This window comes from Streptomyces sp. NPDC031474 (genome assembly GCF_055581185.1).
The window spans coordinates 1-15099 of record NZ_JBVIJX010000037.1 but is presented as its reverse complement, the minus strand read 5'-3'; the positions used below and the strand labels follow the sequence as shown (position 1 = coordinate 15099).

14 protein-coding genes and 2 pseudogenes are annotated in these 15099 nt (G+C 68.3%); 10 read left to right on the top strand and 6 right to left on the bottom strand.

Annotated features, from left to right (window positions below):
* Positions 1 to 350 (top strand): annotated as a pseudogene (locus ACZ5SK_RS44945) (hypothetical protein); the annotation flags it as partial.
* Between the two features lie 615 nt (positions 351 to 965).
* Here the strand turns inward: ACZ5SK_RS44945 and ACZ5SK_RS44940 are convergent.
* A complete protein-coding gene (locus ACZ5SK_RS44940) occupies positions 966 to 1199 on the bottom strand; it encodes a hypothetical protein (RefSeq protein WP_334573730.1) in 234 nt (77 codons plus the stop codon).
* A gap of 205 nt (positions 1200 to 1404) precedes the next feature.
* Between ACZ5SK_RS44940 and ACZ5SK_RS44935 the strand changes: the two genes are divergently transcribed.
* Entirely contained in the window at positions 1405 to 2058 is a 654-nt protein-coding gene (locus ACZ5SK_RS44935; protein WP_334573728.1) for a hypothetical protein, read from the top strand.
* A 274-nt stretch (positions 2059 to 2332) separates the two neighbouring features.
* Here ACZ5SK_RS44935 and ACZ5SK_RS44930 read toward each other — a convergent pair whose 3' ends face one another.
* Positions 2333 to 3454: an NADAR family protein gene (locus tag ACZ5SK_RS44930; protein ID WP_468158899.1), complete on the bottom strand. Its 1122-nt coding sequence runs from the start codon at positions 3452 to 3454 to the stop codon at positions 2333 to 2335.
* Between the two features lie 327 nt (positions 3455 to 3781).
* On the opposite strand from ACZ5SK_RS44930, the gene ACZ5SK_RS44925 reads away from it, so the two are divergent.
* Positions 3782 to 4840: a hypothetical protein gene (locus ACZ5SK_RS44925; RefSeq protein ID WP_334573724.1), complete on the top strand. Its 1059-nt coding sequence runs from the start codon at positions 3782 to 3784 to the stop codon at positions 4838 to 4840.
* Positions 4841 to 5192: 352 nt separating this feature from the next.
* Here ACZ5SK_RS44925 and ACZ5SK_RS44920 read toward each other — a convergent pair whose 3' ends face one another.
* Complete coding sequence (locus ACZ5SK_RS44920; protein ID WP_334573722.1) at positions 5193 to 5633, bottom strand: hypothetical protein; 441 nt, start codon at positions 5631 to 5633, stop codon at positions 5193 to 5195.
* A gap of 192 nt (positions 5634 to 5825) precedes the next feature.
* Here ACZ5SK_RS44920 and ACZ5SK_RS44915 point away from each other — a divergent pair, with 192 nt between their 5' ends.
* From ACZ5SK_RS44915 to ACZ5SK_RS44905, 3 genes are all read left to right on the top strand, one after another.
* Complete coding sequence (locus ACZ5SK_RS44915) at positions 5826 to 5960, top strand: hypothetical protein (protein WP_457495024.1); 135 nt, start codon at positions 5826 to 5828, stop codon at positions 5958 to 5960.
* Between the two features lie 8 nt (positions 5961 to 5968).
* Positions 5969 to 6352 (top strand): hypothetical protein, encoded by a 384-nt coding sequence (locus ACZ5SK_RS44910; RefSeq protein WP_334573720.1) that lies wholly within the window; start codon positions 5969 to 5971, stop codon positions 6350 to 6352.
* 216 nt (positions 6353 to 6568) lie between these two features.
* Positions 6569 to 6997: a HEAT repeat domain-containing protein gene (locus tag ACZ5SK_RS44905; RefSeq protein ID WP_334573719.1), complete on the top strand. Its 429-nt coding sequence runs from the start codon at positions 6569 to 6571 to the stop codon at positions 6995 to 6997.
* A gap of 139 nt (positions 6998 to 7136) precedes the next feature.
* On the opposite strand, the gene ACZ5SK_RS44900 is transcribed toward ACZ5SK_RS44905, so the two are convergent.
* Together ACZ5SK_RS44900 and ACZ5SK_RS44895 are read right to left on the bottom strand one after the other, a co-directional pair.
* A complete protein-coding gene (locus ACZ5SK_RS44900) occupies positions 7137 to 7466 on the bottom strand; it encodes a hypothetical protein (protein WP_468577823.1) in 330 nt (109 codons plus the stop codon).
* Positions 7467 to 7479: 13 nt separating this feature from the next.
* Positions 7480 to 7734 (bottom strand): annotated as a pseudogene (locus ACZ5SK_RS44895) (IS256 family transposase); the annotation flags it as partial.
* 394 nt (positions 7735 to 8128) lie between these two features.
* Between ACZ5SK_RS44895 and ACZ5SK_RS44890 the strand changes: the two are divergent.
* Entirely contained in the window at positions 8129 to 8389 is a 261-nt protein-coding gene (locus tag ACZ5SK_RS44890; protein ID WP_334573715.1) for a helix-turn-helix domain-containing protein, read from the top strand.
* Positions 8390 to 8856: 467 nt separating this feature from the next.
* Here ACZ5SK_RS44890 and ACZ5SK_RS44885 read toward each other — a convergent pair whose 3' ends face one another.
* On the bottom strand, positions 8857 to 10194 hold the full coding sequence (locus tag ACZ5SK_RS44885; protein ID WP_334573713.1) for a glycosyltransferase family 4 protein: 1338 nt from the start codon (positions 10192 to 10194) through the stop codon (positions 8857 to 8859).
* A 385-nt stretch (positions 10195 to 10579) separates the two neighbouring features.
* Here ACZ5SK_RS44885 and ACZ5SK_RS44880 point away from each other — a divergent pair, with 385 nt between their 5' ends.
* From ACZ5SK_RS44880 to ACZ5SK_RS44870, 3 genes are all read left to right on the top strand, one after another.
* Positions 10580 to 11917, top strand: a complete 1338-nt coding sequence (locus ACZ5SK_RS44880; RefSeq protein WP_334573711.1) for a nucleotide sugar dehydrogenase — start codon at positions 10580 to 10582, stop codon at positions 11915 to 11917.
* 66 nt (positions 11918 to 11983) lie between these two features.
* On the top strand, positions 11984 to 13021 hold the full coding sequence (locus tag ACZ5SK_RS44875; protein WP_468577821.1) for an NAD-dependent epimerase/dehydratase family protein: 1038 nt from the start codon (positions 11984 to 11986) through the stop codon (positions 13019 to 13021).
* Positions 13022 to 13123: 102 nt separating this feature from the next.
* Positions 13124 to 14515, top strand: a complete 1392-nt coding sequence (locus ACZ5SK_RS44870) for an IS1380 family transposase (protein ID WP_468577819.1) — start codon at positions 13124 to 13126, stop codon at positions 14513 to 14515.
* The last annotated feature ends 584 nt before the right edge of the window (positions 14516 to 15099 follow it).

Sequence of the window (15099 nt, the reverse complement as noted above, 5' to 3'; positions counted from 1 at the left end):
CCCTGTACCGCGACCTCGGCAACCGAAACGGTGAAGCCGAGGCCCTGAACCACCTCGGAACCCTGGCTCTGTCGGAGCGGGACCTCGTGACAGCACACTCATGCCACGAACAAGCGCTGGGGATTGCCCTTGAGATCGGCGCTCCCGAAGACGAAGCCCATGCCCTGGAGGGCCTGGCCCGGTTGCACCTCACGCAGGAGCGCGCCGACGAAGGCCGGGGCCTCCTTCTGCGAGCTCAGGCCCTCTACAAGCGCTTGGGCTCAGCCCGTGCAGGCGCGGTCGAGGACACCCTGCTCCGCCACCCTGCCCCCGGACCGGACAGGACTGCGCGCCCATCCGACCCCGAGTGAGCGAGAGGCGGTGACGTGGCGGCGCCTGCAGGCACAGCACAGCTCCTACTGCGGAAAGGAGAGACCTTCAAAGAATTGTCAGCGAGAAGCGCATCCGAAGAGAGCTGACGGGACGTGTCGTGAGGCTCCGGACACACGAATTGGGGAGAAGCGTGGATCCCAATTCTGTGGCGCTCTTGGTTGGACGGGTGACGGGCCTGTCAGGCGAGCTCGGAAAGCAGGCCTTGACCATCCCGACCAGCAAGCATGGAGTTCACAACCACATCTCTGGCGGCTCCTCCCGCGGGCCGGTCATCCAAGGCCAGAACTTCTCCCGACTGAGCAGCGGCACTAGCGAAGCCGGACACGACCCCGCCCAGTAACGGAGCGGGGTGCGGTTCCGGGTCGGGTGGCCGGGGGCCTGGCCGCGAGCTGGTCGAACCGGGCCCGGGCGGCCGTGTGGTCGTAGCCTCGGGGGAACTCCATGTGAACTGGATCATCGAGCTCACGCAGCAGTGCCCACGTGCGCTGGTCATCGAGAGGCATGTTGATCTTCTCCTTGTTGGTGAGCACGACTGGAGCGCTGGCTGCTGACGGCTGGCCCGCGGCCGCCTTGGGCGGGCAGGGTCGGAGTCACTACTCGCCCGGCCCGCTGGCTTCCGGCCGCAAGCCGAGCTGCGTGAAGCCGCCCGGGTCGCGGCCCGCGCCGACGAGTTCCAGGCGCTGCGCGAGCTCGGCACGCTGGAGCAGACCGAGCCCCGCGACGGTGACGAAGCCGTTCGGGACGAACTCACGCGGCGAGCCGGCGGGTACGTCCAGGCCGATGTCGACGCCTGGCTCGCCCACGCCCTGGCCGCGCACCTCGGGCACACCGCGACCCGGCCGCCCGCGAGGAAGCCGCCGGCCTGCTGACGCCACCGGTCCTCGCGCACGCCGCGCTCCTCGCCGAACTCGCCCGTCTGGTCCCCGGCGCGGACATGGGCCGGCTGGCGTTCGCGGGCCGCCTCGCCACTTCCGAGCCCGAAGCCGCCGGCGCTCTCGCCGCGTTCCTCGCCCGTGTCGAAGGAACCCAGGTGTGAGCGGCGACCAGGGGCTGGGAGTCGTGGGCCGGGAGGGCACGAAGACCATCCCGTCACCCTCGTCCGTGGCTGGCGTTGTGCCGGGCATGGACTGGACGCAGTTGCTCATGGAACTCGCCGTCGCGGTGGAGGTGCGCAACCGCAGGGTGGCAAGCCTGCGTGCCGCCGGTTCCACCGTGGCCGAGCTGACGGCGCAGGCCCTCGCGGCCGGCGCCCCGGGGTCGCCCCTGCGCCGGATCCTGGCCGGGATGGAACCGCTGGTTGAACATGAGCGGCCGCATGTGTGCGGACAGAGCCCCGTCGTCCCACCCGGCCGCCCGGCCCGGCCGCAGCAGGCCGCGGACGCGGCGCCCGTGATCCGCCAGCCGCCGCCGTCGGCGAACGATGCCTTCGGCGAGTCCGTGCCGGTCCGCTACTCGCTGGAGGAGGCGTGGGAGAAGGGGATCCTGCCGAGGAAGGCGCCGACGGCGCGCACCTATATGCGCAAGCGCTCCCCGGAACGCGGCATCCCGGTGCCCGAAGGCAAGCTGGAGGGGCAAACCGTCCGCTACACCGAGGACGAACTGACGATCTGGCGTACGGCCTGGCAGAAGCAGGCCGGCCCCACCACCGGCCGCCCGCCCGCAAGCCCGGAATCGGTGCCACGCTGACGGAGCGTGAGCGTGACACGGGTGTCACGCCGCCCTCGAAAACTGTCACGCCGCCCCCGAATCACGCCCGTTGTGTCCGTTTCGCGGGGGTCCGGAGGCTGCTGAGCCCCCTCCAGGGCTCGAAAATCCGGGGTGGAGCGTGACAGTGCTGGTCATGCTGCCGGGCGGGTGTGATCCGTATGGAACGTAACCGTCGGGATTGACCCGTCTCACCGAAGTTCGACCAGTCTCAACGAAGTTTGACCGGCTTAGGGAGGTCGCACACCCGGCAGCCTCACACCCCGAGAATCCCTGCGCGTCGTGCTTGCAGTTCGGAGCGGACGAGTTCGAGGATGCGTCCGGACCAGTTGCGGCCTCGGCCGGCGTTGTCGCCCCAGAAGGTCGAGTTCATGTCGTCGTAGATCACGGTGGCGTCGTCCGTCGCCAGCAGGGCCTCAGCCAGTTCGGGGTGCTGGTCGTACTTGGCGTTCAGCAGGCGTGTCATGACGGCGGTTCGAGCGTGTTCCCAGCCCTCGCGGCGACGGGCCTCGGTCGCAAGCACGCGTGCTGTGGCGGCGGTCTCTGCTGCCGCGATCGCGAGCCGGGTCTCCGGATCGGCGACCGACAGGGCCCAGTAGGCATGGGCGACGGAGGGGTAGTTGGTTCCCTTGACCGTGATCGGGGCGGGGTAGTCGTGCCGCAGGCCGAGCATGCCGGGATCGTCAACCGGCCGCGTCGGGAACGAGTGGTAGAGCTGGATGGCGGGGGCGTGCGGTGTCGCCGGTCCGTCCGCGGGGACGCGGGTGGCCCTCTCGGCCGTCCAGCGGGCCCGCTCCTCGAAGTACGCGAGGGCGCTGTCGTAGTCCTTCTGCGTGACCGTTCCGTCGAACGGCAGGTAGGTCTGGGCGCCGGGCCCTGCCACCAGGACCCGTAGCGGCCGGTCCTTGCTGTCCATGTCGCCCAACGCGTAGCGGCGCTGCGATTCCGGGATGTTCAGGAACGCGGCGCGGGCCGCGGCCCGGTTCTCCTCGGTCCGGTCGGCGAGGAAGACGTCGACGGCGGCCAGGCAGCGGCCGGTCGAGTCGGGTCGCCCGTTCAGTTGGTCGATGGTGTCGCGGACCTCAGCGACCAGCAGCTCGGGCGTGAGCCAGCTCTCCGGTTCGCAGAACTTCCAGTCCGCCAGCTCGTGTGCGGAGGCCTCGCCGCCTGCCGGGAAGCTGGTCGCCACCCAGCCGGTGCGCAGCTTCTCCTCGAACTCCACGACGGTGACCAGGCCCCAGCAGTCGATGAGCCCGTCAGCGTAGATGAAGAGGTCGGTGAGGAAATAGTGGCCGCCATTGCGGATGAAGACGTGCCGCCAGGTGCCGGGTATGCGGACGCCGTCCGCCGTGCGATAGGTGATCCGGTTGCCGATCATCCTGGGATTGTGCCGCAGCGGCCGCTGGTCAGGCCGTGAATCTCCTCCGGACGCTTCCAAAACCTCACTGCCCAGGACGGCGCCCCGCATTGAACCGCGGACAGACTTCGGTGAGACAGACGTCGACCGGTCAAACTTCGGTGAGACAGGACAGGGATCGGTCCCGGGTGTCCCGTCTCGGACGATGTCCTTGGACAACGAAGCCAGTCGCCCTGACATCCAATCGAGGCGTTTGACACCGAACCCAGGCGGCGCTGATCTTTGCCATCCAGTCGAGTCGTCGCAGATCAGCCGACCATGTCAGTGTCCGGTCGCATACTGACGCCCATGCAGATATCGGCGTACACACTCAAGCGGGCCTGGCACCAGGTGTCCGCGGGCTCTGACGTGCTCGACGACGCGATGCTCCCGCCCATCGGCACCTCGCCCGACCAGTACGAGCAGCACGTGGGCGAGTCGCACGGTCGACTCTTCCTGGTCCTGGACGACGACGGCACGGTGCGCGGCCACATCGGTCCCTATCGGGAGGTCTTCGTCTCTCGGGACCTGGATCAGGTGCTGTACTTCGCCGCCGAGGACGCGGTCCGCAGGCTCGCCGAGCACATCGCGGGCCGGTCCCCGGGTCGCGGCCCGGTGGCCAATCTCGTCTCCGGGCAGGCCGAGCTGCTGGACCGGATCAACCTCGCCTGGGGCAGCCGATTCCGCAACGGCGGCATGGACGTTACGCAGCCCTCCGCTGCGTGCGGGCGCGACCCGCTGGAGCGCCTCGCCTGGATCGCTGGCAGCTGGCGCGAGCAGGACCCCTACACCCACCTCGCCTTCTTCCGCGGCGAGAGCATCAGCGCTGAACAGATCGCCCTGCTCCACGGAGCCGACCCCGCACAGATCGCCGCCGGGACACGTCTTGCGGATCTGCGCAGCATGGACGGCGGAACCTTCGACTACTGGGACATCGTCTGGGAAACCTGCTGCTACGGGCAGGCCGGCGACTGGGCGTTCCTGATGTACCACGAGACCCCCGGCTTCGGGCCCGATCTTGAGGCTCTCGCTCGGCTCGGTGTCACCGAGGCGGTGCACCTGAGCGCCACCTCCGCGAAGGCCATCTACACCTTCGACTACATGCGCGACGGCCACCGTATCGACGATGACTGGGGCGTCCTGGAGCTGATCTGGTACGACCGAGGCCGCGCCCCCTACTTCCGAGGCGGTCAGCTCGACTTCCTCAACCAGGCCATACGCCGTGCCGAATTGGACCACCCCGAACTCACCAGCGAGTTCGAGCTGTACTTCCACGCTCTGGAGGACGCTTTCGACCTCCAACTGCCCCGGCAGGACATTCAGGAGGGAACGGTCCGGGCCGCGCAGTGGACACGCCGCAACAGTTGACAGTTCCATCCTGAGAGCTGGCCGAGGGCCGGTGCAGCTCATGACAGCCCGCCTGCCCGCGTGCATGGTCCCGCTACAACGGCTGCAAGACACGAAGGGCACAAGGCAGCGATCCACGGCTCTCAAGTCGTCTACTGCTCCCATAAGTTGACATAGAACGTACGCCCCTGCGTCACCACACCGCAGCGATCACTCTCGAGCAGCCGGGCCTGAGGCGCCACGTTCGGCACGATCGCTTTGACAGCCAACACAGTCCACACAGGTCGGAGGCTTCGGCCGGACTAGATTGACTGTCAACGGACAGACCACCTGGTCACAGTCTCAAATGATCTGGTCCGATTCGCTCGTCGTCTCAGGTTGTCCGCTCTGTCGAGGCTTCGTCGTCGCTCGGTGCCGCGTAGATGGTCACGATTGACGCGATGACGTCTACCTCGGTCGGACCGACGATCCGTAGCCATGCGAGCTCGGGCATCCCGTCGAACCGGCGGACGAGACCGGCAGCCTCGTCTGGCCAGGGATGGGGCATCTTGGGTAGGTGGATCAAGAAGATCTTGTCGACAAAGCCCGACAGCTGGGGTGGCTTATCGACCGAGATGTGGTGAAGGTTGGCGAGCGAGATCACAACGTCTGGCTCACGCGGTCCCTGGCGGAGAAAGATCTCCAGGGAGTCGTCCTCCGAGAAGGCGCTGAACACGATGCGGTCTATGAAGTACCCGACGCACGATGCGAGAGTGTGCGCCGCGTTTGCACACCGATTCTTGAAGCGGACTTCCACCCCGGCCGTATCAGGCACAGCGAGAGGTTACGAGCTCCCTGGCATCTGCGTCGAACGTATTACCGCAAGCGCGGCCCAGCAGACCAGATCGGTTGAGACGCAGGGCGGTATCCGCATGTACCGGACCAGATCAGCTGAGATTCTGGGTTACCGCCCATCTCGCTCGATCTGGTCGCGGCAGGTCGCGGGGATGCTCTCGGACCAGATCATTTGAGACGGGACACCGGACGGGCCGGCGGGTGCGGAAGAATCCCCGGGGTGACCACCGACAGCGCCACCGCCATGCTCTACGCCCAGGCCCTGCAGACCACCGCCGCCGACCCGAGCCGCTGCACCGTGCCGTAGGGGGCGTGATGAACAAGGCCAAGGCCGCCGCCGTTGCCGTCCTCGCCGCTGGCGCGGCAGCTCTGTTGAGAAGGGTCGGCACTGGGCAACGCCCGGCTGACAGCGACATGAACGAGTCGCTCATGGAACCGACGCCGACACCGCAGGAGATCGAGTTCGACGCCATCGTGCGCGCGGGTGCCGCGTTCGTCGGCGGCATCAAGGTCATCTCCACCTGGTGCTTCGGCGCGGAGATCGCAGTCCGATCCCGGTCCGGGCGAGGGGCCTGGCAGGCGCATGTGGAGTACGACCCCGGAACGGGCCACGTCAACGCGTGGGGCGCGTACCCGGCTTCGAACAGGCTCCGGCACTTCCGTGCGGAGCTTGAGGCACGCCTCGCCGAAGCGTGGTGACATCGGCCTCGGCTGCACCCGAGCTTGGCTGTACGACCGGCTGGACGCGGCCTGCACCGGCCGTGCCCTAACCGCCAGCACCCAGATCACCGACGGCCGGGTCCTGCCCGGCCTGACTCACCCTGTAGAGCACTACACCGTGGACGACGATCAGTACCCGTACGGCCTGCTGCCGTCGCCGCGCTGTGGGCCGCCGCCGGTGACCTGGCCGAGGTCATGCCGCTCAGGCTCGGCCTCCGCGAAGACCCGATCACCTTCCGGATCAGTGACGCGGCTGATCTGCTCGGCGAGATAGGCCCGCCCGCCTCCGTCGCACTGCCCCGCCTGCGCAACCTCCTGACGCACGACTACGAATGGGTCCGGGTGCATTGCGCGGCCGCGCTCTGGGGGATCGGCGGTGAAGCCGAGGCACCGGCCGTCCTGGACGCCCTGCTGCAGGCCATGGCCAAGAACCCTGCGACGGCCAACCACGTCGTGGCCTGCCTGGACCGCATGGGCCCCCTCGCGGCACCGGCCCTGCCCCTGCTCCGCGAGCAACTCGCCCTGCCCCGACGCGGCGGCAGGTTCCAGAGCATCGACCACGACGAGGAACTCCAGCGGATCGGCCGTACCCTCATCGCCCGGCTCGATTCTCCAGCGCCGTGAGCCCTCCGCCCCACGAACAGCCTGAGGCTGCGCCACCCCTCTGCCACCGGCTCGTCGGAGCGGGCGGGCGGGTCCGAGCGATTGCGGTCTTGCCGTCCGCGGTGGGAGCAATCGTCAATACCTGTGGATCAGCGGTTTCTCAGTTTCGAGACGATCTGAGCTGGGTGAGCCCTTCGATCGCCGCCAGCTCGGCGTGGAGGGTTGGCTCAGCGGTGACCTGTGATGTGATGAGGAGGAGGACCGTCACGTCGGTGTACTCGTCCTCGTAGAGGTCGTCTTGGCCGTCGTCTCCGGGAATGGCGTTCGGCTGGACGTGGAGGCGGGTCGTGTCGGCGAGGACAGCGAGGAAGTAGCTGCCGAGGTAGTTGCTCTCGCGCTCGGTGAAGCTCACCGTGAGTCGGTCGGCGAGCAGGTCGGACAGCTCCTGGGCCGTGCAGGTGTTCGTGCCGTAGGTGTCGAGGCTGGTCATCGTGGCATTCTCCTCAGGCCGCGAGGGTCTCGGCGCGTTCGACCAACTCGCCGTTCTCGAACCTGGCGCCCGCGCGGACCAGCGCCACCAGGTGGGCCCCGGTGATCGCCCGCCAGTGGGCCTGGGCCGACTCGACCAGCTTGAACACCATGGCGAGGGCGGCGGCGGGGCTGCCGGCGCCGCGGGTGACCCTGGTGCGGAGCTTGACCGTGGAGAACGTCGACTCGATCGGGTTCGTGGTTCGCAGGTGGACCCAGTGCTCGGCCGGGCACCGCGCGCTCCAGGAACTGCCGCTGCTCGTCGGGGCGGGCGGCTTCCGAGCCGACTCGGCGCTGGCCAAGGCCCGCGCGGACGTCGGCGGACTGCTTTACGCCGACGGCATCCATGACTCGCTCCTGCGGTCGGCCGGACGCACCCTCACCACCCCGGCACCGGTAGAGACCCCTCGGCTGAAACCCCCTGCGGACCCCGACAACCTCCGGCACCCAGCGCCAGCCTGACGCCTCGAAGGCTCCCAGACGCAGCCGTCCGGGAGCCGGCCAGTCACACCACAACGCCGTTCTCCAGATAGACCGTTTCCCCGCGCTCGCGAGCCGCCATGCACGCGTCGGCGGGTGGACAGTTCGCTGGCGACGTCAGTGATCGCGGAGACCATCTCTTGGATGTTCGCTCAGATGGAGCGGATCTACATGCTGGAGCGGGCCGCTGGCGCCCGAGCCGCCAAGGAAGCCCGCGGACTGCCGACCGGACGGCCCGCGAAGCTCAACGCGACCACCCGCGCCGGGGCCGCCCAGCGGATCAAGGACGGTGCGATCCCCGAACAGGTCGCCGCTGAACTCGGCGTCAGCCGCTCCACGCTGTACCGGGAACTTCGCAAGCACCGCGAAGGCGCCGCTGCCGAACCCGTCGGACAGGAAGGCTGACCATCAGGCCGGACCACATCACCGCAGGTCAGTCTCCAGCTCGCGGATGCGTTTTTCCTTCTCCCGGGCCTCGGCCCGCAGCCGCTCCAGCTCGGCCCGCTCACCCTCCCGCAGCCGGGGCCCCCGAGCCCGCCCCCGCCGACGCCTGGACGGGCGTGTCCGACGACGGCGAGCCGTTGCGCTTGGCCCGCGAGACCCAGCTGTGCAGCGTCCCCGGATGCACACGTCTTCGAGCCATGGCATCGCCGCAGCGCATATCACCACGACGGTCTCGCCCGCCGATCGGGAACGCGGGGGCAAAGCTCGAACTCGAGGGGCTGCCTGGCGTCTACCTGGCCGGCCCGGGGAACTTTTCCCGGGCCGGCGCGGCAAATCCGGCGCTCACCATCGTCGCCATGTCGCGTTGGCTCGGCGATGCGCTCGCCCGTTGACGTACCCCGTACAGGAGTAGCAGCTGGGGGCAAGATCTATTTCGAGGAGGGGCGCGCCGCGTCACGCGCGGCGATGGCCTCCCGGTAGTGCTCCACGGTATTGCGCGCCACATGCTCCCAGGTGAAGCGGCGCAGCACGCGGTCGCGCCCGGCCTCGCCCAGTCGGCGCCGAAGCGCAGGGTCCCCCAGCAGCCGAATCAGCGCGGCGGCCAGCGCGCCGGGATCGCGGGGCGGGACGGCCAGGCAGGTCTCGCCGTCCGGTCCCGCAACCTCGGGTATGGCGCCGCCGGTGGTGGCGACCAGCGGCGTGCGGGTCGCCATCGCCTCGGCGGCCGGCAGCGAGAAGCCCTCGTACAGCGAAGGCACACAGGCGACCTCGGCCCGGCGGATGAGGTCGACCAGCTCGGCGTCGCTGATGCCTTTGACGAAGGTGACGGCCCGGCCGAGACCGTGGCGTTCGATGGCGTCCACGACCGGCCCCCCAACGGGCTGCGGGCCGACAACCACCAGGTGCGCGTGCTCGTGTTCTTGGCGCACCTTGGCGAGCGCCTCGACCAGGAAGATCAAGCCCTTGAGGGGGGCGTCTGCGCTCGCTGTCGTGACGATCCGGCCAGGAACCTCGGGGACGGACACGTCCGGTGAGAAGAGGCGGGTGTCCGTACCGAGGGGTACGACGTGGATACGGTCCGCGGGCACATTCATGTCATCGATGATTGCTCGGCGGGAGGCGACCGAGTCGGTGAGGATGGATGAGAGGCGGCGGGCAACCCTCCTCTGCATCGGGAGGTATCCGCAGGAGCGGCGCAATGCCAGCCGCTGCAGCCGGCCGTCGGTGACAGCGAGCGCAAGGCGGAGGTCCACGGTGGTCGGGTGGTGGATCGTGGTGACCAGGGGCGCGAAGCGGCGGTCGATGCCGAGCAGGCCGTAGCCCACGCTCTGGTTGTCGTGGACCACGTCGAAGGTGTCGGACGCGGCCACGCGAGCGGCGAGGTGGCGGCGCGCACGCAAACTGAAGGCAAGCGGTTCGGGAGTGCCGCCGGTGCGCATGGTGGCGACCTCGAGCCCGTCGATCCAGTCGCGGATCTCCCGCAGGCGCGGCGCGTGGAACCGGTCAGGCCGACGGTACAGGTCGAGGCTGGGGAGCGGGGTGAAATTGACACCCTCCACCTCGTCGAGCACGGGGTAGGGCTGGCCGCTTATGACCTCGACGCTGTGGCCGAGGCGAGCCAGCTCACGGGACAGGTACCGGACATAGACGCCTTGGCCGCCACAGAAAGGATTGCCCTTGTAGGTGAGAAGTGCGATGCGCAGCAGAGCATCAGCTCCCCGCGGCGCGGGGGCAGGCCCGGCTGCCCGACCGTTGATCACAGACATCGGTTCGTCTCCTTCAGGGGCCCGGTGACGGCCAGCCGGGTCCGCACATACGGGTACGCGGCGGTGACGTACGGACACCGTCGGCCGGTGCCACGGCCATGGTCGCGGCACCGGCGGGTCGGGCACCATCGGTGGTCGTACGGAAACAGCCGCCCCCGCCGACATCCGTAGAAACACCGATGGTTGCGACCGGCCTCCGTCCCGATCCTGAAGGCGGCGCATGCCATCGGAACTGGACTTCCTCATCCTGGACGACCGGATCGTGGGCCTGCCCGACCGGCCCACCGCTCCCACGCTCACCGCCAACTGGCAGGTCACGCCATAAGGGGCAGGTACCGCTATAAGGGGCAGGGTCCCTGACAAAAGGAAGAAGGAAGCAGCAACAGTGCGTGAATCAGACACCCGGCCCGGCAAGGTATGCGTGATCGGCCTCGGATACGTGGGAACATCCCTGGCTGTCACGCTGGCCGCGCGCGGTCGGCACGTGGTGGGCGTCGAGCGCGACCCGAAGATATGTCGGATGCTCCGGCAGAAGACCCCACACGTACACGAAGAGGGACTTCAGTTGGAGGAGGCCGTCGACAGCGGGCGGCTGCGAGTTTTCAACTCCATCCCGCGCGACGCCGCGATCGACGCATACGTGGTCTGTGTCGGCACAAACGTAGACGACGAGGGAGGACCCGATCTGGCCCAGGTGGAATCCGTTGTCAAGGAAATCTCCGAGGTCGCCGACGACGGCGCCCTCGTGGTCCTGCGCTCCACCGTCCCGGTTGGCACCAGTCGGCGGCTACGCGATCGCTGCCTGACGGTCGGGGGTAAGAACTTCGACATCGCCTTCTGCCCCGAGCGGACCGTCCAGGGGCTCGCCGTCCACGAACTATGCAGCCTTCCTCAGATCGTCGCGGGCGACAGCTCCCGCGCCCGCGCCAGGGCCACGCGTCTGTTCCATGACCTGACAGACCGAATCGTGGAGGTCGAGGAACTGGAGACGGCGGAAATGGCGAAACTCGCCTGCAACGCCTTCCGGTACACGGTGTTCGCCTTCGCCAACGAACTCGCCCTGCTGTGCGAGAGCGTGGGCGTCAGCATGAGCGAGACCTTGCGGGCCGCCTCCAGCGGCTACGAGCGGGGAGTCATACCCCGGCCCGGGCCCACTGGAGGATCATGCCTGCCGAAGGATGCAAAGATGCTCGCTGGAGCGTTCGGGGACTTCACCTCATCCGTGTCCCTGTTGCTGGACAGCGTCTCACAGGTACACGACACCGTGACGTCCCGGATGAGCGAAGTGATCCTGGACCATGGGCGGGAACTCACCACCGCCAGCCGGATGGAGATCGCTCTGCTGGGTGTCGCGTTCAAGGGCAACCCGCCGACGGACGACACGCGCATGTCCCCCTCCGTCGACCTGATCGACCAGATCCGCGAACGCTTCCCTCAGGCCAGGGTCCGCTCGCACGATCCGCTGGTCAGCAGGGAACGCCAGAGCGACCTCGGCCTCGAGCCCTGTTCCTCCATCAAGGAGGCGGTCAGCGGGGCCCAAATAGTCGTCATCGGCACCAACCACAAGGATTACGCTGACCTGTCGCTCTCGGATGTGGTCGGGTACGCCGACACCCGATGCGTCATCTACGACGTATGGGCCCTGCACGCCCAAAAGAGCGGGCAGTTGCCGCAGGGCACGACCTACCTCGCGTTCGGCGAGGGCCAGCTCCTCTCGTCTTGATTCGGCTGGCCAATCGGAAGCACACGACGTATGAGATCGGTGGCACACAAATTGACGAAAGTGCTCGTGACCGGTGCGGCAGGGTTTATCGGCGGATACGTCGTCGAGGAACTCCTGGCCCGCGGCCACACCGTAGTCGGCCTGGACAACCTCTCCAAGTACGGGCGCCCCGCCCGCTCCTTGCCGGACCATCCCCGGTATACCCCCGTCATCGGCGACGCCGGGGACCGCGCGCTCTTGACCCAGCTCCTGGACCACTGCGGGCACTTCATCGCGAACGCTGCCATGATCGGCGGCGTGCGGTACATGGCCGAACTGCCGCTGGACATCCTGGCGGAGAACAACCGGTTGGTGACCGCTGCGGCCTACGCCGGTATCGAGGCGTACCGCACAGGAGTGCTCCGCAAGGTGACCTATGTCAGCTCGTCGATGGTCTTTGAGAAGGTCGAGGACGGAAAGATCACAGAGGGCGACCAGTTGGAGTTTCCGCCGCCGGCCACCGCGTACGGTTTCCAGAAACTCGCGGTCGAGTACTACGCGAAGGCCGCGTGGGACCAGTACGGCCTGCCCTGGACGATCGTCCGGCCCTTCAACTGCGTCGGCGCCGGTGAGCGCCGGATGGCGCACGGCGGGGCCGACCCGGGACAGGAACGTCCCCTGGTCCAGGGCCATGTCATTCCAGACTTCGCCGAGCGCGCCCTGCGACGCGAGACCCCCTTCCGCATCCTCGGAGACGGGCAGCAGTTCCGCACCTTCACCCACGCCCGCGACATGGCGACCGGAATCGTGCTCGCCATGGAGCAGGAAGCCGCGATGAACGAGGACTTCAACCTCTCCGGCTCCTATGGCTGCACCATCGAAAGCCTCGCGCGGCTCGTGTGGGACCAGATCAACCCTGGTATGCCACTGGTCCTGGAGCACGTTCCCGGCTTTCCGAACGATGTGCGGGCCCGCCACCCCTCCACGGGAAAACCCGAGCGGCTGCTCGGGTTCACCCCCACCACACCGCTGGAAGCCATGGTGGGCGAAGTCGTCGAATGGGTGCGCCAGGAAGTGCTCCACGCCGAAACCTTCGCTATGTCTGAGCCCGAATTCACCGGCTGATACCGGAGTAGGGATGGGCTGGAAACGAAGAGATGCCTTGCGACCTGCGATGATGGGCTTGTCTAGAGTCCAGAACCGCACGATCAGCAAGGCATCTCGTAAATGCAATCCTCTCATGCCCCCGCGAACGTCTCCGCCGTCTTCGATGAGCCGAACCTGATCGCCGACGCCGGGCTGCTGCCGCTGGTCCGCCTGGCCGAGCGGGCCGGCCTGCCGGACCTGGCCGCTTCGATACGCATCGACGGGGCTGACAACAGTGGCGGCGCCCACCTGGCCGCGAAGGTGATGTCGCTGCTCGGCGCGATGTGCGCGGGGGCGGACAGCATCGACGACGCCGACCGGCTGCGGCACGGCGCGATGACCCGGGCCTTCGGCGGCGTGCGCGCCCCGTCCACCCTGGGCACCTTCCTGCGCTCCTTCACCCACGGGCACAACCGCCAACTGCACCGCGTACACCGCCAGTTCCTCGCCGAACTCGCCCGGCACACGCCACTGCCGCCCGGCGCCGAGCAGGTGATGTACATCGACATCGACCCCACCCACCGCCGCGTGTACGGCCACGCCAAGCAGGGCGCCGAAGTCGGCCGCCTCAAGGGCCAGCGCACCCTGCACCCGATCCTGGCCACCCTCTCCACCCCCGTCGCCCGGCCCGTGATCGGTGCTGTGCGCCTGCGCCGCGGCAAGGCCGCCGACGTCCGCGGCGCGGAAAGCTTCGTCGCCGAGGCCCTCGCGGTCGCGAAGGACACCGGCGGCACCGGGATCCGCCTGGTACGCGCGGACAGCAAGTTCTACACCGCCGACGTCGTCGCCGCCTGCCGCCGCGCAGGCGCCCACTTTTCCCTGACCACCGGCATGAACCCCTCCATCGCGGCGGCGATCTCCCGTATCGACGAGGACGTCTGGACGGCGATCCGTTACCCGGACGCCTTCGTCGACCCGGACACCGGTGAGATGGTCTTCGACGCCGAGATCGCCGAGATCCGGTACACCGCCTTCACCGGACGGAAGAAGGCCGAGCAGGTCACCGCCCGCCTGATCGTGCGCCGGGTGCGACGCCTGAACGCCGAAGTCACCCAGGGCCAGGGTGAGTTGTTCAGCGCCTGGCGCTACCACCCAGTCTTCACCGACAGCCCGTTTTCGTTGCTGGACGCCGAACTCGACCACCGCCGGCACGCTGTCATCGAGCAGGCGATCGCCGACGGCAAGTCCGGGCCGCCGGCGCACCTGCCCTCCGGCAGCTTCCAGGCGAACGCCGCCTGGCTGACCCTGTGGGCGATGTCCCACAACCTGCTGCGGGCCGCAGGCGCCCTGACCTCGCGCTTCCACGCCAAGCCCACCACCGCGACCCTGCGCGCCCACCTCATCCACGTCCCCGCACGGCTCGCCCGCACCGCCCGCACCCAACTGACGGCTCATCTACCCGAGCACTGGCCCTGGCGGGATGCGTACCTCAGCCTGTTCGACGCGGTCCACCAGCCACCACCGGCGATCTGACCACCAGCCGATCCCGCACCTCGACGGCCCGACAGGCCACCGGCGACCCGCCACCCACCCCTACCGCCCCGGAACCCTTCGGACAGGCCGCGACCCGCACGCGGCGGGCACCGCACGCCCTCACATCCGCGCCGCACACGGCCGACCGCCCTCGGAAAGGAATTGGACCCAACGAGATCACTCGGTGGATTCGGGCTGATGGTGAGCACGGGGACAGGCGCTGCCCTGCGAATCCTTTTACACATGTACGGGTACCTCCTCAGGGAACACATCCGTTCCTCCCGGGCGATGGCCGCAGGTCCGCCCGCTGCCGCCCACCGACGGCACCACTGCGGCCTTGCTCACCTCCCGCTACACCCTCGACGTCGATGCTCGCCTGCACGACCTCGATGTTCTCGACGAGGAGGCTTCAATCGAGCTGCTGCGCCAGGCCCTGCAGCAGGCCGTGGCTCCGCCGACACACGTGAGGTAGAAGCTCCCGAAGCGGCTGCGGGCCTTGACCCCGGATGTTGAACACACGAGACACTGGATCCTGAGGATCTGAGAACGGACATCTCGTGGTCATGAAGAACTACCCGCCACAG